The following is a 22,793-nucleotide window of genomic DNA, read 5'->3' on the forward strand; positions in this document are numbered from 1 at the left end:
CTCCTCAACCGGATAAAGTTAAACTTTGATACAGGCGTACCGTCTCTTCTTCCAGCTCTACCCCCAGATTCTCGCGAACCTCATGACTCAGCTGCCGGTATACTTTCAAAGCCTCGTTTCGTTTATCCGTATGTATGTATAGCCGGATCAAATCCCGGCCGTCCTTCTCCGAATCGGGCGATAGCGCCAGAACGCGCTGCAAGCTGTCGGCCGCAAGCGGAACGTTGCCTGTTCTCATAAAATACCTGTACGCGATTCGCAGCGTCTGGATATATTTGGTTTTGAGTTCCTCCCGCTTCCACATCGCCCAATTGAAATCGCAGCCCTGCAAATATTCGCCTTTGTGCAAGGCGTTCATTTTTTCATACAGCTTCTCTTCCAGGGCTTCGTCAGAAGCCGTCTTTTCCACAATGGCTAGAAACTCCTCTACATCGCTTTTCATGCCTGTGACGTTGACGACGTATCCTCTGCCGACTTTGTCCACTTTAGCTTGAATGCCATTCGCCTGAAAACTTTTCCGCAAATACGACATGCACGTGTACAAATACGTTTTCGCTTTATTCAATTCGGATTCAGGCCAAATCGACTCAATGATCGTTGCGGCATCGACTTGATTTCCTGCATGATGAATCAAAAATGCGCACAGCTCCTTTTCCTTGTTCGTTTTCCACGGGAGCAATCCGCTTGCTTTATGTATACTGAATCCGCCAAAGCTTTGTATGTAGACGCCCGCTTCGTCCGTAAGCTCGCTGGAACTTTTGTCGGAAGGGATCTTCGCGAAACGCGAGACGGTGTTTTGCAGCCTTTCTTTGGTAAACGGCTTTAATAAATAATCAAGGGACTGAATTTCAAACGCTTCCACGGCATATTCCGAGTATGCGGTAATAAACACAAACTGGGTATGCGGCATCTTCTTTCTCATCCGCCTTGCCACTTCGATCCCCATGATGCTAGGCATTTGGATATCCAAAAATACGACGTCCACCTGCAGCGCATCGAAAGCCTCCAACGCATGGAACGGGTTCGTAAAACGCCCAACCACCGTGACATGACCGATCTCGCGCAGAAAAATTTCCAGCACATCCAGCGCATTCTCTTCATCGTCGATAAGCATGACGCGTATCATTTGGTTCACTCCCTTGTTTGACTTGTACCGGTTTGCACTCAAAACCATTATATATCAAGGCGCCTTCGGCGGGAACATCCCGATGTTAAAACAGTTTCTGAAAAAAAGAACCCAGCCAACGAGGCCAGGTTCTGAGAATTTCAACTAGTTGATAAATTTCAAGTACTCCAGCATACGCTTGAGCATGGCTGCGCCTTGCGCGCGAGTCGCATTATCCTGAGGAGCGAACGAGCTATCGGTTACCCCTTGAACGATCCCTGTAGTTACAGCCTGAGCGACTGCATCTTTCGACCAATTCGAGACGGAATTGCGGTCTGCAAATTTGTTGAGCGACGACGTATCAACAGCTGCTTCCTTCTCAGCAACCTTCAATGCACGAATTACCATGGTTGCCATTTGCTCGCGCGAAATCAAGGCGTCCGGTTTAAATGTCCCGTCTTCGTAACCGTTGATCAGCCCGGCTTTTTGCGAAGCTCCAACAGAGCCCGAGAACCAATCTGCCGCAGCAACATCTTTAAAGCCTGTGGCTTTCACCTCGTCGAGTCCCAGCGAACGAACTAACATAGCTGCAAACTCGGCTCTTGTAATCCGGTTGTTAGGGGCAAATTTATCCTCCTCTACGCCATTGAGGATAAGCTTGCTCGCGAGTGTCTCCACATCGTACTTGGCCCAATGGCCTGTCAGATCACCAAACGTTTTCGGATGGTCGATGACCGTGTAAATACTGTTTCCTTTGCGCAAGAAGGTCGCTTTTAATCCTTCAAATAGCGTAGGAACGGGACTGTAAGTGCCTGTCTCCGGATTAAACCGCACACCTGTCGCCGTTTTTGGATTCACACTTTTCGTAAGTGTAATCGAACGCGCTATGTAGGTATTGAACGCCGCGATTTCTTCGCTCTTGCCATTGCCCGCGACAACTGTGACGGAGAATTCGAGCGGTTCGACTACTACGTCCGCTCCCAGTTTAGAGGCGGTCGATTTCAACGCATCGGCATTGTCGCCTTGAACCTTTTGGATCGTGATATTCACTTTTAGGTCTTTGGGATCGACGCCAAGTTGCCCAGCCAAGGCTGCAAGATCGATCTGTTTGATCGGAAGATCGTAAGAGCCCGCCCCTGTTTGAAGCTGCACGACTGCCGCTGCATTTTTGGATGTCAGCAATTGCAGATCATCGTAGGCGAATTCCGCCTTTACCGTATTTGCTGCAGATTTTACTTCCAGTACAAATACTTTCGCATCTGCCGTCGATTTGGATAAAAGCTCGGATAACTTGGCGGTCTCAAGCGATACGGTAATGCCGTCAGCCTGCACGGTTTCCTTCATTGCAGACGTTAAACTTACAGAACTATTGTTTGTATTGTCTGTCTTCGTGTCAGGGGGATTGGGCAGAAATCCACCACCGCCACCAATAGGACCAGCCGGGGAACCGATCTTGATAGTGCGAATGGCGAACTCACCTTGTCCGCTGCCATAGCCGGCGATTATCGTCATTTCGGCTGCGCTGGTTGCGGGTATCGAGAAAGCAAACGCGAAGGTTCCCTTATTGTCTTTACCGTAGCTCGCGTCCACATGAACCATGAATTTGTTACTATCGATTACTTTCAGCGTAATATCTTTTCCTGTTGGAGAAAATCCGTTAATTTGCACCTGTTCGCCAACGTTGTATGTGTCTTTGTCCGTTGTGATCTTCACTGCCGTTTCTGCCGCATAGGCGGAAATAGCCGGCAAACCGGGAGCCAGACCGACAGTGAGCATACACAGCAGCAATCCGAAAAACAGTAATTTTTTCCTCACTTTGATACCATCCCTTCTGATGTGAAAAGGTTGAGGTATACTGCCGGAAGCACCGACAATATACCTCTATGATTAATTCAACTTCATTTCGATTTTTTGCGAGAGCAGTTGAGAACCGGTCGTGCTGTTATAATTATCAAAAATGTAAGCTCGGACCGTATAAGCACTCAGGTCGCCTGCCAAATTACTGAATGTTTGTTTAATATCAACAATCCCGGTAATATCCTTGACTGATGCGATCAATTGGACAGGTGTCGAACCTTTGCTGATCTCAAGAATGACAACTTCGCTGCCGTCGTGACCTTTCAAAGGCTCTATCCGTAAATTCGCGACCAAAGTTCCGGCGCTGCCAGGAGTGAGCGAGTAGGAAGTAATCGCAAATTCTCTTCCGTCAAACATTCCTGCCAAAGCTTTGGAATCGTTAGTTGCAGGAGAGTTGCCCATCGCATTTTTAATGCCTTGAACATGAATGCTATCGCCAATCTGAATGGTCGATCCCGTTACATCGGTAACTGTGATCACCAGCACCCTTCCGTTATCTCTCCATGTGCCTTGATATCCCGCTCCCAAAATCTTTGGAGTACCGCTTGTTCCAAATTGGACAAACTGGTTGATTTTATCCCGATCCCATGTACCGCTCTGGTTAGTTGGCATATCGAACGTAATGGTAATCATGTCGCCTCTCGCGATTGCCGGTGTCGCTTTGTTCTTGTCATCGCTGGAAGCGACAATGCTGATTACGCTCGGCGAGTTCACTTGACCGAAGGTGCCGCCGATTTCATAGCTTCCTTTGGCGCTCAATGACTTGCCTGTTACGTCTTTAATGTTAAGGGAATCGATCGTAATCAAGCCGTTATCCGCTAATGTCGGATTAGCGCCAAGATTGCCTACGGTAATTACCAATGTTCTTGGATCCAGCCATTTGGCAGATGCGTCGTTTCCAATTAATCCGGCAAGACTGGATACATCAACCGAAGCACCGGCGATGCCATTCGTATCCGAGGCAAATGTAATGGTGATCGTATCACCCACGCCTGCTCCCGGATTCATTCCGGTGTTGGAGGCCATTACACTGATCACGGAAGGCGTTAACGCGCTGCCGAACGAGCCTGTTAATGATTTTACCGCATAATTCGCAGGAACATATGCGATGCCGCCGCTATCCTTTAACTGTAATTTCGACACATCGATCATATCGCCAACTTCTACAGTAGCGTCTAACATCACAGTGATCGACAGCACATTTGCGGAGCTCCAAGCAATCGTTGCTCCCGTACCGAAGGTGTGGTTGTTGGTTACTGAGATTTTGCTCAGGTCAAGCTGGCTTGGGTCATGGTACATGGCTGTGTTAAAAATTAAATCGATCGTTCCCAGTATACGGGCGGAATTGTTGCGGTTATTGGTTGACGCTACGGCATACGTAAACTCCGGCAGCAAGCCGGGCACGAAGCTGCCGCCAAGGACAACACTTCCAGCTTCCGCATCGGCAGTCCCTGTAGCATCCTTGATTCCCAGTCTGCTTAAATCCAGGATGTCTCCAACTTGTAAATCCGCATAAACAGCGCCAGTAACTGAGCTATATTGGCTGTATGTCGCCAAGCTTACGGTCAGTGTCCGGTTGTTGTTGCTCCAGCTGAAAGCAGCAAAGTCTCCGATTGTATGGCCGTTGCTTACTTGTATCAAATCGTGAGTTTGATACACATTGGATATGACCGACCCATTCGTTGGAGAATCAAACGTGATGTCAATTCTATCTCCATATATCGAATACAATCCGTTCTGATCAATAGCGACCGCAGTAATGACTTTCGGCGCTACGGCCGTACCGAAGTTATCTCGGATGGATGGCAATGAACCGCCATTGGCCAATGCCTTAGTACCCGTTGCCGCATCGAAAATCCCGCCGTTTATGGAAATTACGCTTGAATTGGTTACTGCAATGCCTGTACCGCCAAACGTGATAGTCAGAATCGTACCGCTGGCATCGAGATTGAACGTCGCAGCGCTGCCGAATACGCCCGTTTGTCCATCTGCCAAAACATTATCAAGCGTAAAGCCGACTAGCTTCACAGGTGAATCGAATGTGATTCTTAATTTGTCGCCTGCCGCTACACGCGCTGTACCGTCCCCATCAATCGCGTTGATAGCCGTTACATTAGGCGCAATCGCTACGCCGAAGCTGCCGCCAATGGCATGGCTGCTTACATTGTTGACAGCCGCCTGCTTCGTTATATCTTTAATGCCGCTGAGCGCTCCATCGATGCTGATGGTGCTGCTTTGCGTCACACCTGCTGTATCTTTCAGCGTGATGACCAGCTTCTTGCTGTCGCTTGTGTCAAACATCGCATTCGCGCCAAACGCATGCCCGTCGATCGTGATTGCCGACTTGTTAAAGCCGCTATAATCCACATCCGTATCGAACACGATCACGATTTGGTCATTCGCGTCAACCGCAGCCGTTCCACCCGTATTCAGGGCGTATACGTCCGTTACATTAGGTGCTATCGCTACACCGAAACTGCCGCCAATGGCAATGTTCGATTGCGTAGCCAATGCCGCTTGGTTCGTAGCGTCCGAAACACCGAACAAAGCCAAGATATCGATTGTATCGCTTGTCGTAATCGTTGGATTCGTACCCAACTTGATAGTCAGATGCGTATTGTTAGCACTCCAAGCATAGGATGGCCCAGTTCCCAGCGTATGACCGCCGCTGACTGCAATTTTGGTCAAATCGACGCTGCCGCCGTTCGTTGGCGTATCGAAAATGACCAACAGCTTGTCGCCTGCGCCCACAGTCGGCTTGCCATCTCCATTGATTGCATTGATCGCTGAAATGACAGGCGCTACCGCCACACCAAAGCTGCCGCCTATGGCAATATTCGATTGCGGAGCCAGTTCTATTGTGCCAGTCATGTCTGCTATTGCGCTTCCGGAAGCGATATTAACCGTATCTGTCGTCGCAATATTCGTGCCGGCTCCAAGCGTTATGGTCAGACGCAGCATATCGCTGCTCCAGCTAGCGCTTGCCCCGGTTCCGAGCGTATGCCCATTGCTGAAGCTGAACTTCGTCAAATCAACTTCCACACCATTGGAAGGGGAGTCCAGCACGACGATCAGCTTGTCACCGGATCCTACGGTAGGCTTGCCGTCGCCATTCGTTGCCGTAATGCTGCTCACAACCGGCGCTACCGCCACACCGAAGCTGCCGCCGATAGTCAGGTCTGCTGTTCCAGCTAACGAAGCTTGTCCGGTCGCATCCAAGATACCGCTGCCGCTGTTGATCGTCAGCGTATCCGAAGTTGTAATGTCGGCTCCTACTCCCAAAGTAACAATAAGTCTTGTATTGCCAGAGCTCCATGCGGCACTCGGATTTGTTCCAAATGTGTGCCCATTGCTCAATACAAAGCTGGAAAGGTCAACCGTTCCGCCATTGGTAGGCGTATCAAACACGATAACGAGCGTATCCCCTGCGCCTGCGATCGGCAAGCCGTCGCCGTTCGTTGCATAGACATTTGTCGCTTGAGGCGCCACTGCCGTACCGAAGCTGCCGGTTATTGCGATATTGCTTTGCGGAGCAATATCGGAAGTTCCTGATGCATCCTTTATCCCAATACCTGCAAGCACATCTATCGTATCCGTTGCCACAATGGTCGGATTAGCGCCAAGTTTAATCGTTAAAATACTGCCATCCGCGCTCCAAGCCGTTGTTGGAGATGCACCCAAATGATGCCCATTGCTAACTACCAGTTTCGTTAAATCCACTGGACCGGCATTTGTCGGCACATTGAAACTGATTTCAAGCGTATCGTTCTGTTCTACAGCCGCTGTGCCGCCGCCATTGGTCGCTAATATGCTGGAGATGACAGGAACGATTAAATCTCCGAAGGTGCCCGTAATCGCCGCAGAGCCCGTAATCGCCGATAGCTCTCCGCTAATTTCAGTAATGCCTGCTCCCGCCAATATCGTTACGTTATCGCCAACGGCAACTGTTGCTCCGGCACCTAAAGTGATCGTCAATCCCGAACCGCTGCTGTTCCAAGAAGCATGAGCGCCTGCCCCCCATGAGTGACCGTTATCCAGAACAATATCGGCTAGATCGATTGCTGGGGTGTTGGTAACCGCAGTAAATGAAATCGTAACTTTATCACCGTTTTCAGGACCAGGCCCCCCCATATCGTTGGTTGCCTGTATAGCTGAAATGCTTGGAACCGTTCCAATTCCGAAGGTTCCGCCGATAGTTAAGCTTGCAGTGCTCGCGACACTTTCCATACCAATGTCCTGAATGCCCGCTGTAGGAGCAATACTTAAAAGCGCGCCTTTTCTTACTGTTGCGTCTGATCCCAGTCTTATGACTAACGTTGTATTGTCAACCCAATTCGCTGAGGCGCCATTCGCCAAAGTACCAAAAGTACCTGAACTTAGTGTTAAATCCGCTAAAGTAACTGCAGGCTGGCTAGTCGGTGTGTCAAACACGACCGTGACGATGTCACCGCTGTTTGGACCCGGCTGAGATCCCGCATCCGCAGCAGTTATGCTAGCAATACCGGGAACATGACTACCGAAGGTGCCGCCGATAGTGCTGCTTGCCGTGCTTACCGCACTTTCCAGCGCAATGTCTTTGATTCCTGCCGATACGGCAATCGTAAGCGTCGCGCCCTTCTTCACCGTTGCGTCAGAGCCGAGTGTGACGAGCAAGGTTGTTGCGTTCGTCCACGCTGCCGATGCCCCGTTGACCGCAGTGCCAAAGCTGCCTGCGCTCAGCACCAAATCCGAGAGTCCAACGGCAGGCTCATTCGTCGGTGTATCGAAGACGATTGTGACGGTGTCGCCTAAGCCCGCTCCTACTTGGCCACCCGCATCTATAGCGGTAATGCTCGTAATACCGGGAACTTGGCTGCCGAAAGTGCCGCCGATTGAACTGCTTGCCGTGCTTGCCGCACTTTCCAAACCAATATCCTGAATATTAGCCGATGCAGCAATCGTAAGCGTTGCGCCCTTCTTCACGGTTGCGTCAGAGCCAAGTGTAATGACCAAAGTTGTGGCATTCGACCACGCTACCGCTGCCCCGTTGCCCGCAGTACCGAAGCTGCCTGCGCTTAGCGTCAAATCCGAGAGTCCAACGGCAGGCCTGCTTGTCGGCGTATCGAATACGATTGTGACGGTATCACCTAAGCCTGCTCCTACTTGGTTGCCCGCATCCGCTGCGGTAATGCTCGCAATATTAGGAACTTGGCTGCCGAAGGTGCCGCCAATGGCTCCGCTCGCCGTGCTTGCCGCGCTTTCCATGCCAATATCTTGAATATTGGCCGAAGATGCGATGCTCAGTGTTGCACCGCTCTTGACCGTTGCGTCAGAACCGAGTGTCACGACCAACGTTGTTGCGTTCGTCCATGCCGCCGACGCCCCGTTGCCCGCTGTGCCGAAGCTGCCTGCGCTCAGCACCAAATCGGCTAACGCAACTGTAGGCCTGCTTGTCGCTGTATCGAATACAATCGTAACGGTATCCCCTGCGCCTGCTCCTACTTGATTGCCCGCATCCGCTGCGGTAATGCTCACAATGTCAGGAACTTGGCTGCCGAAGGTGCCGCCGATTGTGCTGCTCGCCGTACTTGCCGCGCTTTCTGCGCCAATATCCTGGATATTAGCGGAAGATGCGATGCTCAGTGTTGCGCCCTTCTTCACCGTTGCATCAGAACCGAGTGTCACGACCAAAGTTGTGGCATCCGTCCACGCTGTCGATGCTCCGTTGCCTGCTGTGCCAAAGCTGCCTGCGCTCAGCACCAGACCTGTCAGTGCAACAGTAGGCCTATTCGTCGGCGTATCAAATACGATCGTAACCGTATCGCCTGAGCCTGCTCCCACTTGGTTGCCTGCATCCGCAGCGGTAATGCTCACGATGTCAGGTACTTGGCTGCCGAAGGTGCCGCCAATCGTGCTGCTCGCTGTGCTAACCGCACTTTCCAAACCAATGTCTTTGATTCCTGCCGTTACAGCAAATGTAAGCGTCGCGCCCTTCTTGACCGTTGCGTCAGAGCCCAGTGTAACGACCAAAGTTGTTGCGTTCGTCCACGCTGCCGATGCCCCGTTGCCCGCTGTGCCAAAGCTTCCTGCGCTCAGCACCAGATCCGTCAGTGCAATTGTAGGCTCATTAGTCGCCGTATCGAACACGATTGTAACTGTGTCGCCTGAGCCTGCTCCTACTTGGCCACCCGAATCCGCAGCGGTAATGCTCGCAATATCAGGTACTTGGCTGCCGAAGGTGCCGCCGATAGCGCCACTTGCCGTGCTTGCCGTACTTTCCAAGCCAATATCCTGAATATTCGCCGATGCAGCAATTGTAATCATTGCGCCCTTCTTCACGGTTGCGTCAGAACCGAGCGTCACGACCAAGGTTGTTGCATTCGTCCACGCTGCCGATGCCCCGTTGCCCGCAGTTCCAAAGCTGCCTGCGCTCAATACCAGATCCGTCAGTGCAACTGCAGGCTCATTAGTAGCCGTATCGAATACGATCGTGACGGTGTCACCTAATCCTGCTCCTACTTGGCCACCTGCATCCACAGCGGTAATGCTCGCAATATTAGGAACTTGGCTGCCGAAGGTGCCGGCGATTGCGCTGCTTGCCGTACTTGCTGCGCTTTCTACGCCGATATCCTGAATGTTAGCCGATGACGCGATGCTCAGCGTTGCGCCCTTCTTCACGGTTGCGTCAGAGCCGAGTGTCACGACTAAAGTCGTTGCGTTCGTCCACGCTACCGATGCCCCGTTGCCCGCAGAACCGAAGCTGCCGGCACTCAGCACTAAATCCGTCAATGCAACTGCAGGCTTGCTAGTCGGCGTATCGAAAACGATCGTAACCGTGTCACCTGAGCCTGCTCCTACTTGACCACCTGCATCCACAGCGGTAATGCTCGCAATGTCCGGTACGGCCCCCATACCAAACGTGCCGCCGATGGCGCCACTTGCCGTGCTTGCCGCACTTTCCATGCCAACATCCTGAATATTAGCCGATGACGCAATGCTCAGCGTTGCGCCCTTGCGGACCGTTGCGTCAGAGCCAAGTGTCACTTCCAAGGTTGTTGCGCTCGTCCATGACAACGATGCCCCGTTGCCCGCAGTTCCAAAGCTGCCTGCGCTTAGCACCAGATCCGTCAATGCAATTGCAGGCTCACTTGTCGCTGTATCGAATACGATTGTGACTGTATCACCTAATCCTGCTCCCACTTGGTTACCCGCATCCGCAGCGGTAATGCTCGCAATACCCGGAACTTGGCTGCCGAAGCTGCCGCCGATCGCGCCGCTTGCCGTGCTTGCCGCACTTTCCAAGCCAATATCTTGAATATTAGCCGCTGCAGCAATCGTAAGCGTTGCGCCCTTCTTCACGGTTGCGTCAGAACCGAGTGTGACGACCAAGGTTGTTGCATTCGTCCACGCTGCCGACGCCCCGTTGCCCGCAGTTCCAAAGCTGCCTGCGCTCAGAATCAAATCCGTCAATGCAACTGTAGGTTCACTTGTCGGCGTATCAAATACGATCGTGATGGTGTCACCTAGGCCTGCCCCCACTTGGTTGCCATTATCCGCAGCGGTAATGCTTGCAATACCGGGAACTTGGCTGCCGAAGCTGCCTCCGATGACGCCACTCGCCGTACTTGCCGTGCTTTCTGCGCCAATATCCTGAATATTAGCCGACGCAGCAATCGTAAGCGTTGCGCCCATCTTCACGGTTGCGTCAGAGCCGAGCGTTACGACCAAGGTTGTTGCATTCGCCCACGCTGCCGACGCTCCGTTGCCCGCAGTGCCAAGGCTGCCCGCGCTCAGCACCAGATCCGTCAGTACAACTGTAGGCTCATTAGTAGCCGTATCGAATACGATTGTAATCTTATCCCCTAGGCCTGCTCCCACTTGGTTGCCATCATCTGTAGCGTCAATGCTCGTAATATTCGGAACTTGGCTGCCGAAGCTGCCTCCGATGGCGCCACTTGCCGTGCTTGCCGCACTTTCCAAACCAATATCCTGAATATTAGCCGACGCAGCAATGGTAATCGTTGCGCCCTTCTTCACGGTTGCATCAGTGCCGAGCGTTACGACCAAGGTTGTTGCATTCGTCCACGCTGCCGATGCCCCGTTGCCCGCAGTGCCAAAGCTGCCTGCGCTCAGCACCAGATCCGTCAGTGCAACTGTAGGCTTATTAGTAGCCGTATCGAATATGATCGTGACGGTGTCACCTGAGCCTGCTCCTACTTGGCCACCCGCATCTGCAGCGGTAATGCTCGTAATACTAGGAACTTGGCTGCCGAAGCTGCCGCCAATCTGCCCGCTTGCCGTACTTGCCGCACTTTCCAAACCAATATCCTGAATGTTAGCCGAGGCAGCGATTGTAATCGTTGCGCCCTTCTTTACGGTTGCATCAGAGCCGAGTGTGACGACCAAGGTTGTTGCGTTCGTCCACGCTGCCGTCGCCCCGTTGCCCGCAGTACCAAAACTGCCTGCGCTCAGCACCAGATCCGTCAATGCAACTGTAGGCTCACTTGTCGCTGTATCAAATACGATGGTGACCGTATCGCCTGAGCCTGCTCCTACTTGGTTGCCTGCATCCGCAGCAGTAATGCTCGCAATTGCCGGAACTTGGCTGCCGAAGGTGCCGCCGATAGCGCCACTTGCCGTGCTTGCCGTACTTTCCAAGCCAATATCCTGAATATTAGCCGATGCAGCAATTGTAATCATTGCGCCCTTCTTCACGGTTGCGTCAGAACCGAGCGTCACGACCAAGGTTGTTGCGTTCGTCCACGCTGCCGACGCCCCGTTGCCCGCTGTGCCAAAACTGCCCGCGCTCAGCACCAGATCCGTCAAGGCAATTGCAGGCTCGCTTGTCGCTGTATCGAATACGATTGTGACCGTATCGCCTGAGCCTGCTCCTACTTGGCCGCCCTCATCCGCAGCGGTAATGCTCGCAATTGCCGGAACTTGGCTGCCGAAGCTGCCGCCGATGTTGCTGCTCGCCGTACTTGCCGCGCTTTCTGCGCCTATATCCTGAATATTGGCCGATGCAGCAATCGTAACCGTTGCGCCCTTCTTCACCGTTGCGTCAGAGCCGAGTGTCACAACCAAAGTTGTTGCGTTCGTCCACGCCGCCGATGCCCCGCTGCCCGCCGTGCCAAAGCTGCCTGCGCTCAGCACCAGATCAGCCAGTGCAACTGCAGGCGTATTAGTCGGCGTATCAAATACGATGGTGACGGTATCGCCTGAGCCCGCTCCCACTTGGTTGCCCGCATCCGCTGCGGTAATGCTCGTGATTCCCGGAACTTGGCTGCCGAAGCTGCCGCCGATCGCTGCGCTTGCCGTGCTTGCCGCACTTTCCATCCCAATATCTTGAATATTGGCCGAAGATGCGATGCTCAGCGTTGCACCGCTCTTGACCGTTGCGTCAGAGCCGAGCGTAACCACCAAGGTTGTTGCGTCGATCCAAGCAACTGTTGCCCCGTTGCCCGCTGTGCCAAAGCTGCCTGCGCTCAGAACCAAATCCGAGAGTCCGACTGTAGGCTCATTCGTCGGTGTATTGAAGACGATTGTGACAGTGTCGCCTAAGCCTGCTCCCACTTGGCTGCCCGCATCCGCAGCGGTAATGCTCGTAATTCCCGGAACTTGGCTGCCGAAGGTGCCGCCGATTGCGCTGCTAGCTGTGCTTACCACACTTTCCAGCCCAATGTCTTTGATTCCTGCCGATACAGCAAGCGTAAGCGTCGCGCCCTTCTTGACCGTTGCATCAGAACCGAGTGTCACGACCAAGGTTGTTGCGTTCGTCCACGCTGCCGATGCCCCGTTGCCCGCTGTGCCAAAGCTGCCTGCGCTCAGCACCAAATCCGAGAGCCCAACTGCTGGCTCATTCGTCGGTGTATCGAAGACGATTGTGACGGTGTCGTCTAAGCCTGCTCCTACTTGGTTCCCCGCATCCACAGCAGTAATGCTCGCAATATTAGGAACCCGGCTGCCGAAGGTGCCGCCGATAGCGCCGCTTGCCGTGCTTGCCGTACTTTCCAAGCCAATATCCTGAATATTAGCTGATGCTGCAATCGTAAGCGTTGCGCCCTTCTTCACGGTTGCATCAGAACCGAGTGTGACGACCAAGGTTGTTGCGTTCGTCCACGCTGCCGAAGCCCCGTTGCCCGCTGTGCCAAAACTTCCTGCGCTCAGCACCAGATCCGTCAATGCAATTGCAGGCTCACTTGTCGCTGTATCGAATACGATTGTGACGGTGTCGCCTGAGCCTGCTCCTACTTGGCCACCTGCATCTGCAGCGGTAATGCTCGTAATACTAGGAACTTGGCTGCCGAAGCTGCCGCCGATAGCGCCGCTTGCCGCGCTTGCCGTACTTTCCAAGCCAATATCCTGAATATTAGCCGATGCAGCAATCGTAAGCGTTGCGCCCTTCTTCACGGTTGCATCTGAACCAAGTGTGACGACCAAGGTTGTTGCGTTCGTCCACGCCGCCGACGCCCCGTTGCCCGCAGTGCCAAAGCCGCCTGCGCTCAGAACCAGATCGGCCAATGCAACTACAGGCTTGCTGGTTGGCGTATCGAATACGATCGTAACGGTATCACCCGATCCTGCTCCTACTTGGTTGCCCGCATCCGCAGCGGTAATGCTCGTAATACCCGGAACCTGGCTGCCGAAAGTACCGTAAATTGACATTGCTCCTACACTAGCCGCACTATTTCCAAGAGCATCTTTAATTCCTGCGCTTGCGCTGAGGCTAACGAGCGCGCCTTTTTTGACGGTAGCATCTGATCCGACGGTTATCACCAAATTCTGCGCATCCGACCAGGCAGCAGAAAGGCCATTGGCAGGAGTGCCCCAGCTTCCGGCATCTAAAGAGAAGTATGCAGCAATGTCGCTTGGCGCAATGACGGATTGATTCGTATTTATGTCGAAAGTAATTTTAACGGTATCATTCCCGCCTGCTCCAACCTGTCCGCCTGTATCAAATGCTTGAATAGAAGCTACAGCAGGCACTTGCAGGTGCTTAAACGTAGATACGACATTCCCCTTCGTATTATTCGCACGATGCTCGTCCGTATAAGTAACAATGAGATTGTTGTTGTAGGCGACAGAAAGCTCTTGAGGCGAAAGGGTATCATTCGTAGCAGTCAATACAGGTTTAAATTGACCCTTAAATACACCAGTGCCTACACCCGTTTCCGTTAATGTCAAAAAGAAACCTGTAGGATCATCAGTCGATGTAACTGTCACGGATGCCGTATCAACAGCATTCGGATCGATATCAAGATCCGTATCGTTAAGCGTTACTTCGATAGTTTCTCCGGTAGGACTGGACAAACGATTGTAGGAAAGTACGCCAGTCATTCGGTCCTTGCGGTTCAAAGTTGTCACAACGGGCTGATCGATCGAATTATTTGCAGTGATCGCATCCAAATAAGTGACGCTGATGGACTCGCCGTTAGCTGCACTAATTTGACTGCCAGCCACGCTGGCACCATTCGTAATCGTGAAGGTTCCCTTGAAAACACCTGTGTCAGCCGTCTCCGTTAACGGAACCGATATCCCCGTCGAATCGGTGGCCGATTTGACCTGGACATTAATGATTTGGCCAGGGACCGAATTTATATAGTCGGCATCGTTGACCGTAACGGTTACGGTTTCCCCGACTACCGCATTCGTTTTGTCCACCGAAATTGTTCCGCTGACATGATCCTTGCGGGCAATCGTGCTGGACAACGAGCTTGTGGAACCTGTTGCATCGCGAAGATCCGTATAATTGACCGTTACTGAATTGCCATTAAGCACCTTGATCTGATTCGATGCCGAATTGCTGGCATTCTGCATCGTGAACGTGCCGGTGAACACGCCTGTATCGGGCCCTGTTTCCGTCAGCGTGAGGCTAATTCCTGCGGAATCCTCAGCTGAAGTGATTCTGACCGTAGCCGTTTCTTTAACAAGAGGGTCAATATTCAGGTCATTGTCCGTCAAAGTAACCGTAATCGGTTCGTCGTAGGCAGCTTTAGTCGGAAGAGCGGATAAGGTGGCGGCGGTGAGGTCTTTGCGCACCAACTTTTTGGTAATCAAGCCCGGTGAATTGTCGCTTTGATTATCGTCTTGGTATTCGATGTAGAGCGGGCTGTTATTGGCCGGCATCACATCGGTTCCGACTGTAAACTCGCCCGTAAACAGATTGGAATTAGCCGAGCTTTCCTCCAAAGTCAAGGAATATTGCTGAGCTCCTGCGACAGTCGTCACGTTAATTGTTTTCGTTTGTCGCGTTGTCGGATCTGTGTTCAGATCATCATCCCTTACTTCCACTCTTACGCGCTGACCATCATTCACTAGACTAGAGATCGGGGCAAGCGTACCCGCATCAAAAGTCTGAATGGTCCCGGTAACATGGTCACGGCGTTCCACATTCAAGACAATCGGATTCAATTGATTTTCAGTATTCCAGTTCGGATCCAAAATGGTTACCGTTCCGCCGTTCGCGACTCTAATTTCATCTGCGCCGGGGGAGACAGTCGAAGGATCGACTAGTTTCAAGTTACCTTTAAAAATACCGCTATTCGGACCCGTTTCCGTTAAAACCAGCATCAGAGGATTACGGCCGACACTCGTATCTGCAGGCGAAGAGACAGCTACCACGGTTGTATCAACGGCATTGGTATTCGTATTGTAGTTGTTCCCTGCATCAACAATTGTAATTTCAACCGTCTCATTTGCCGCTGCGTAATGCTTGTCTACGGTCATTGTGCCGGTTTCTGTGGCTGCTTGCACCGTTTGCGCCGGAAGGAACGGCATGACGGCTCCGGCCATCATGACAGACCCCGTAAGAGCGCTGACCAGCTTTCGCTTGTTATCAGGCTGATCTTTTCTTCTGCGCTTAATATTTTTTAAACCTGTTTGTTCCTTGGAGTCTTGCTCGCCAACAAAATGGATGTCATCTGACATGGATGAATGCCTCCTTAAAATTTTTAAATTGCTAAGACACTTGCCGCTTTCTTTTACCAGAAATCAGAACAGTAGAAATCACTCCTCTAAAAGAGTCTCCGTGGTCTAGCTAAGCCCATCCCAAATCTTTCGCAAAGCCTCCTGCTCAATCGCGATCAGCAGCTCATCAAACATTCGGACCGTTTCCCGTTCATACTCGGTGAATGGATTGGCGCTCGTGAATCCGCGAAGGCTCATGCCTTGCTTCACCTCTTCCAAAGCCTCCATATACAGGATCCAGTGCTTGTCAATAGAATGGATCAGCGATTTGCGTTCCAACTCCAGCGTGTCACCTTCGTAGGTTTCTTTTTTATCCTGATAGTAGCCGGTAAGCTGTTCCAGAATCATATCGAGGATGTCAGCCGAGGTCGCTTCCTGCAATCCGGACAACTGCAGCGGACGTTTATAAGGAAAAATGCGTCCTATTGCCACTACCAGTCCTAACAGGTCCCACCCTTCTTGAAATTCTCCTGGGCAAAATTCCGCAACCTGGCGCATCGCTGATTTTCGGATCATGGTCTGGACTTCATCGGAACGATCCATTCCTTCCAGAATGTCGTTCCTCCTTGCGTAAATGATGCTGCGCTGTATATTGAGGACCTGATCGTATACAAGAAGCTTCTCCCTAAGGTGGAACATTTCGCCTTCTACAGCCATTTGCGCATTCCGGATTCCGCGAATATAGCGAGGTTCTTCCAGAATCGCATCGTCGGCCAAATCAAGCTCCAGCAGTTCATCCAACAGATGGTCGGGATAGTAATTGATCAACATTTCATCTTCCAGAGAAACGATAAACTGCGAACTTCCAGCATCCCCTTGTCTGCCGCTTCGCCCTCTCAACTGATTGTCGATGCGGAGCGAATCATGCCGGGTTGTCCCGATGACATGCAGTCCGCCCAGCTCCTCAACCCCCGGGCCAAGACGAATATCGACGCCGCGTCCGGCCATATTGGTAGATATGGTTACCGCCCCTTTCTGGCCGGCCATCCGGATCACTTCCGCCTCCTCACGGTAATTTTTGGCGTTCAGCACCTTGTGAGCAATGCCTTCGGCTGCAAGCATCCCGCTCAAAAGCTCAGATTTCTTGATATTGGCAGAACCGACCAGAACAGGTTGTCCCTTCATGCTTCTATCTCTGATTTCGCGTACAATTCGTTTAAACTTCTCTTCTTCCGTAACATAGAGCAAATCGCCTTGATCGAGACGTTTTATCCGCTTATGAGTAGGGATTGCAATAACGTCGGTACCGTAAATTTTCGCAAATTCATCGCGAACCTCCGTACCCGTTCCAGTCAAACCGCTGATTTTGCCGTACATTCGAAAGTAGTTTTGCAGTGTGACAGAGGCTAAAGTAGGTGGCTGGCCCTGCACGCCAATGCCTTCCTTGGCCTCGATAGCTTGATGCAAGCCTTCCACAAACCGGCGCCCGAACATCAATCTGCCTGTATGTTGATCAACAATAACGACTTCCAACTGCTCTCGTTCGTTAGGCAAAATCACATAGTCGACATCTTTGTGCATAATATGATGCGCCCGCAAAGACTGCAGAAGCCTGTGATACAAGTAGGCATTATCCAGATGCATGAGGTTGTCGACGTTCAGCATTTGCTCGCAGCGGTCAATCCCCTGCTCGGTAAGCATGATCTGTTTCGTCTGTTCCACGATTTCGTAATGCTCTTCCGCCAGGCTTTTGACCATGTTGTCTATATAGTAAAGATAGTCCGTGCCTTTGCCCGGTTCGGCGGAAATAAGCAGGGGCGTACGGGCTTCGTCTATCAAAATGCTGTCGGCTTCGTCAATGATGACATAGCTCAGCTTTCGGTGAACGCGGTTACCCACATCAAAAATCATATTATCGCGCAAATAATCGAACCCTAACTCATAATGAGTGGAGTAAGTCACATCGCAACTGTACTGGGCCTGCCTTTGCGGAACCGACATAGAGCTTTGTATGCAGCCGACAGTCATGCCGAGCAGTTCGAAAACCTTGCCCATTTCCTCGCTGTCGCGCTCTGCCAAATACTGGTTAACGGTCACGACATGCACGCCATCGCCGGCCAGAGCATTCAAATACGCAGCGAAAACAGCGACAGATGTCTTGCCTTCGCCAGTCCTCATTTCCGCAATATGGCCCTCGTGCAGCGCGATCGCTCCCATCAATTGCACATCGTGAATTTCGTAGCCGAAAATTCGAAGAAATGCGGCTTTGACTAAAGCAAAAGCTTCCGGAAGCTGCTTATCCAGCGGAAAGCCATGCCGGACCCGCTCCCGGAACATTTGAGTTTTCTCGGATAAGTCGTTATCCGAACCATATTTTAAATAGCCTTGGTATTGATGGTTAATCTTCTGAACGATAGATTTGTACTTGTCAATTTTACGTTCCCCGTAAGCTTCAAATACTTTCTTCAATACGCCGATCATTGCAACAACTCACTTTATAAACGCAATTTTATCTAAACTCCAACGAATAGACCTATAGCCTAACATAGACATAGTACTATATTACTATATTACTTTTTGTGAATTTCGACACACTTTTCTGAACTTTATATAAAATTAATGTAAATTCGTGCCGATTTTTGTTTGAAAAAACATAAAAATCATCGCTTTCCTGAATTATTCGCCATATTTTCCGGCATAAAATCAGGACTTTCGCAATGTTTTCTGTCATTTTCATATTACTTTTCGACTATTAAAATACAATTTCCAGCATTTTCAAACATAATTCGACTTCATTATAGTAAAGTTTTACTATTAACACAACGGGATTCGCTAGGCATTCGAATAGAAATCGTATTTTTCGCGTCAAATGAGTCCCCATGCCTAATCACTGGAACTATCCTGAAGCCTGCCCGTGCTGCGTAAAATTTCACAAAAAAAAGAACCCGGCCAATGAGGCGCAGGTTCCAAGATTTTTCGTTTATCCAGACTTAGCAGCAGCAAACAGCCGAACAGCCGCTTCGGTCGTACTTTCCAACATGGCAGCCGCATTTTCAAGAGCTTCATCCAACGACATCGGCTTATTCAACAAGCTCAGCACTGAGCAGACACCCTGTGTGTACAAATTTTCAATATCGTTACCCACTGTGCCTGCAATTATGATGGTTGGGACACCGTGCTTTTTCGCGAGAAGGGCTACGCCGCTCGGTGTTTTGCCGTGCGCGGTTTGGCTATCTACCTTGCCTTCGCCTGTAAGCACCAAATCAGCGCCTTGCACGTGCCTTTCTAGTTCAGAAATCTCCGCAATAAATGAAGAGCCCTCTCGAATCCGTCCATGCAAAAGCGCCAGAATACTTGCCGCCGTGCCTCCGCCCGCTCCTGCTCCGGCTGCACTGCGCATTGGAATAGCGCTCATCCCTTCCAGATGATCCGCCCATTTCTTCATGAGCGCTTCCAATAGCTCAACAGCGGCTGCGTCAGCCCCTTTTTGCGGCCCAAATACATAGGATGCGCCTTGAGGTCCTACCAAAGGATTCGTTACATCACAGGCAATCTGAATGTCACAAGCATAAATTCGCGGATCCATACTCGCCGTATCAATGGCATGCAAGTCCGATAAACCGATAGCGCCTCTCTGAATCAAATGACCGTTTGCATCTAGCAGCTTTGCCCCTAGGGCTTCCAGCATGCCCGCTCCTCCGTCATTCGTTCCGCTCCCGCCCAAGCAGAGGACAAAACGACGGTACCCCCGCTCAAGCCCAGCCATTATCAATTGGCCAAACCCATAGGTAGATGTAAACAACGGATTTCGCTCCGACTTTTCAATGACATACAAGCCGCAAGCCGCTGCCAATTCAATTACACAGGTTGCGCCATCCCCCAGCATGCCATAAGTCGCTTCGACAGGTTTGCCAGCGGAGTTTTCGACCATCGTCGTGAACAGCTGTCCTCCGGTTGCATCTACTAAACAGCGGACACTTCCTTCTCCCCCGTCTGCCATCGGAATGACCGCGATCTCATGGTGAAGCGAAGCCTTCCGGATGCCTTGGCGCATCGCCTCCCCCGCCTCGCTGGCCGTTAAACTTCCTTTGAACGAATCTGGCGCCACAACAATTTTCATCCGACTAGCTCCTGTACGCCAGACTGTTTATTCAGAAGCAGCGCTTGCGAAATAAAAGCGCCGGGCCACGAAAACCAATGACGAGAAGCCACTTCGCCGTTCTGCTCATAAACAGCCTCCGAGAACAGTCCATCCCACTGGCATAATTGCTGCAGCTTCTTGATTACAAGGGCATATTGATCTTGATCGTTAACGATGCCGCTATAGATAAGCTGCTGAGCATCTCCCAATGGCCATGGATGCGGGGTATGAATCGATCCCAATCCGCCATATACACCGTCATAATAGCCTCCGATGTTGCTTGTCGAGAAGGCAAACTCCATGGTATTCATCCAGCGAGCATCATCCGCCTTACAGAATCCCCAGATCGGCGCCAAAATCGTCGGAAGATCGTTCGCATCGTGATACGTTGTGTGGTTGCCTTGCAGGTCCACCAAGTAAGCAAACTTACGTTCTCCACCATACTCAATCGTAAAATGATGAAGGCAATCCGTGTGAACCTGCCGCACCCATTCATTGAGCTTCAGCGTCGTAAATGGAATCTCCTTATTCAGATCATCCAGCTTTTGCAGCGTTCTCCACATCAGAATTTGACTGGAGAAATGATAAGGATAATCCACCTTATCGTCCGCCGGGGTTTCTCCTGTTCGAAACAGCCAATACGTCTCATGCCGGCTCTTCATCATTTCTTGGATCGTCTCTTCCAGGTAGGGCAGCAAGCGGAGGACAGTCTCTTTGTCTTTCGTCCATTCGTAATACTCACACAGCTCAAGCAGCGGATAACACTGCTGATCCAGTTGGTATACATCGTCCTTGCAATAGCCGTTCGTCAAGTAAGCCCTTCCCCAGTAACCGGAAGGCCGCTCGGCCGTCATGAACATCCATAGCAAATGTCCCTTAAGGGTCGCCCTTACTCGACTTTTCTCCGTTTGCGTTAGTATATCCTCGTGCGCATCGGCATCGATTAACAGCTTCATCATATAATACGAATCCCGGTTCCACGATAAAGGCAGCAGTTGGTGATCCGTAATGACACACACCTGATCGTCCCCCACAGGAACCGAACAACAATTTAATATATAGTCTAAATTACGGCGAATCACATAATGACTCCAGGAAGTATCGATAAAATAAAGCGGCTCATCTACAACAGATACGCCTTTCCGCTCGGAAATCAGATCGTTATCCCATTCCCCAACATCCTCTCCCGCTGTGTTCATCGTATAGATGATACGCAGTTGCTTGACTTCCGAAGGAGCGAACTGCCATTGGTGTTCCGAAAAATGCTGGATTGGCTCGTTCGCCTGCTGCTTATTTGCTCCCATTTCCAGAGGACGGCCGTTTTCCCGAAACGTCATAACGACTTGCGCAGGTAAAGAAGGGTTCGACAAAGATATCCGATGCCCCTGAAGCTCCAAATCATTAATTTGCTCCGGCATTGGAATAGGACCGCCTTCGGTCAATTGACCGTAGCTGCACCGATTCAAATTATAGGTGCCTCCTAGTTGGAAATGGAACGTTTTGTCCATCAAACCGCCGTTCTTCACTTCAATGTTTTGTATTAAGCTGAATCTGCCACCATTGTCGACGGCCTCGAACGTCATCGCTACTTTCAGTTGATCCAGCTTGTAAGTGATGACGAGCATGCCTTGGGGTGTATAGCCGCCTTGCCAATTTTCAATTTCCTGGTTATGAAAGAAGCCAAAACCATGCGTTCCATTTCCCTCTCCCACTCCAGCAATTCGCTTTCGATAGGACCTGACATATTCAGAATCGTACCAAAGATCGTTTGGAAATGCGTCAAGGGAAGACAGGGTCAAATATCCCTTCAGCGGATGAAATGCATTCATCGTGCTGATTGTGCCGTTTTCTTTGATGCTTGCCGTTAAGCTGCCACACCCGATATCCAACGGCTTTTTGTTTTCATTGCTCTTTAGTACCGAGTATAGTTTCATAGGTATCACTTCTCCGACTTCATCTTTTTAACCTTTAACCGCACCATTCGTTAGAGCTCCTACAATAAAGCGCTGCAGGACAATGAAAGCGATCATGACAGGTAGAATACCGATCGAGCTTGCAGCCGCCAAATAGTGGGTCGTAATCGCGTCTGAGCTGTTTTTTAATGAAACAAGACCTAATGACATAGGAAACATATCCTTATCGTCCAATAAAATAAACGGAATAATAAACTGCGACCAGCTGGCAACCGCAATCAAAATTGTAACGGAAGCCACCCCCGGAATCGCTACCGGCAGCAGAACTCTCCACAACGTGGACCAGCGGGAACACCCATCCACAATAGCCGCCTCATCCAGCTCGATAGGGAGCGTATCCAAATATCCTTTCAGGAACCATGTCGTAAGCGGGATCTCAACGGCTACATAAACAGCAATTAATCCAGCCGAATGGTTGATGAGTCCAATTTGCGAGAATAACCGGTAGAGCGGAATCGCAATAATGACCGGCGATATCATTTGAAAGACGAGAATCATCAGCATCACGGGGCGTTTCATTTTAAACTGGAACCGGGAAAGCGCATAGGCCGCGGGAAACGACAGCAGCAGGGTTAATCCTATGGTAACCACTACAATTTTCACTGAATTCCACATGTAATGGAAAATGTCCATATTTTTAATAACGAATGAATAGTTTTGGAATTGCGGTGCTTTGGAAAACCAGATCGGTGGCGTCAAAAATAGTTCAGGAACTGATTTTAACGATAACGAAATCACCCAGAAGACTGGAAAGGCGAAAAAACAAAAGACGATGAAATAGCCTGCATAGATGGCCGTATTTTCCAATCTGTATTTTGCATATTTACTCATG

Annotated in this window: 7 protein-coding genes; all 7 read right to left on the reverse strand. The window is 50.9% G+C overall.

Annotated elements, in window-relative coordinates; all coding sequences use genetic code 11:
* Positions 1 to 4: 4 nt before the first annotated feature.
* On the reverse strand, positions 5 to 1,126 hold the full coding sequence (locus AC3WRW_RS11770) for a response regulator (protein WP_492546510.1): 1,122 nt from the start codon (positions 1,124 to 1,126) through the stop codon (positions 5 to 7).
* 144 nt (positions 1,127 to 1,270) lie between these two features.
* Positions 1,271 to 2,920, reverse strand: coding sequence for an S-layer homology domain-containing protein (locus AC3WRW_RS11775; protein WP_492546511.1), 1,650 nt, complete (start codon positions 2,918 to 2,920; stop codon positions 1,271 to 1,273).
* Positions 2,921 to 2,992: 72 nt separating this feature from the next.
* Positions 2,993 to 15,868: a beta strand repeat-containing protein gene (locus AC3WRW_RS11780; RefSeq protein WP_492546512.1), complete on the reverse strand. Its 12,876-nt coding sequence runs from the start codon at positions 15,866 to 15,868 to the stop codon at positions 2,993 to 2,995.
* A gap of 105 nt (positions 15,869 to 15,973) precedes the next feature.
* Positions 15,974 to 18,316, reverse strand: a complete 2,343-nt coding sequence (locus AC3WRW_RS11785; protein ID WP_492546513.1) for a preprotein translocase subunit SecA — start codon at positions 18,314 to 18,316, stop codon at positions 15,974 to 15,976.
* Between the two features lie 511 nt (positions 18,317 to 18,827).
* A complete protein-coding gene (locus AC3WRW_RS11790) occupies positions 18,828 to 19,967 on the reverse strand; it encodes a glycerate kinase (RefSeq protein WP_492546514.1) in 1,140 nt (379 codons plus the stop codon).
* A complete protein-coding gene (locus AC3WRW_RS11795) occupies positions 19,964 to 21,922 on the reverse strand; it encodes a glycoside hydrolase family 125 protein (RefSeq protein WP_492546515.1) in 1,959 nt (652 codons plus the stop codon). The genes AC3WRW_RS11790 and AC3WRW_RS11795 overlap by 4 nt, the downstream gene beginning before the upstream one ends.
* Positions 21,923 to 21,949: 27 nt before the next feature.
* A complete protein-coding gene (locus AC3WRW_RS11800; RefSeq protein ID WP_492546516.1) occupies positions 21,950 to 22,792 on the reverse strand; it encodes a carbohydrate ABC transporter permease in 843 nt (280 codons plus the stop codon).
* Between the last annotated feature and the right edge of the window lies 1 nt (position 22,793).

This window comes from Paenibacillus sp. FW126-R14 (genome assembly GCF_058789495.1).

What these genes read in the sequence shown, in the direction of transcription:
- AC3WRW_RS11770 (WP_492546510.1), bottom strand. Translation starts at nt 1,126, where the DNA reads ATGATACGCGTCATGCTTATCGACGATGAAGAGAATGCGCTGGATGTG.
- AC3WRW_RS11780 (WP_492546512.1), bottom strand. Translation starts at nt 15,868, where the DNA reads ATGTCAGATGACATCCATTTTGTTGGCGAGCAAGACTCCAAGGAACAA.
- AC3WRW_RS11790 (WP_492546514.1), bottom strand. Translation starts at nt 19,967, where the DNA reads ATGAAAATTGTTGTGGCGCCAGATTCGTTCAAAGGAAGTTTAACGGCC.
- AC3WRW_RS11795 (WP_492546515.1), bottom strand. Translation starts at nt 21,922, where the DNA reads ATGAAACTATACTCGGTACTAAAGAGCAATGAAAACAAAAAGCCGTTG.
- AC3WRW_RS11800 (WP_492546516.1), bottom strand. Translation starts at nt 22,792, where the DNA reads ATGAGTAAATATGCAAAATACAGATTGGAAAATACGGCCATCTATGCA.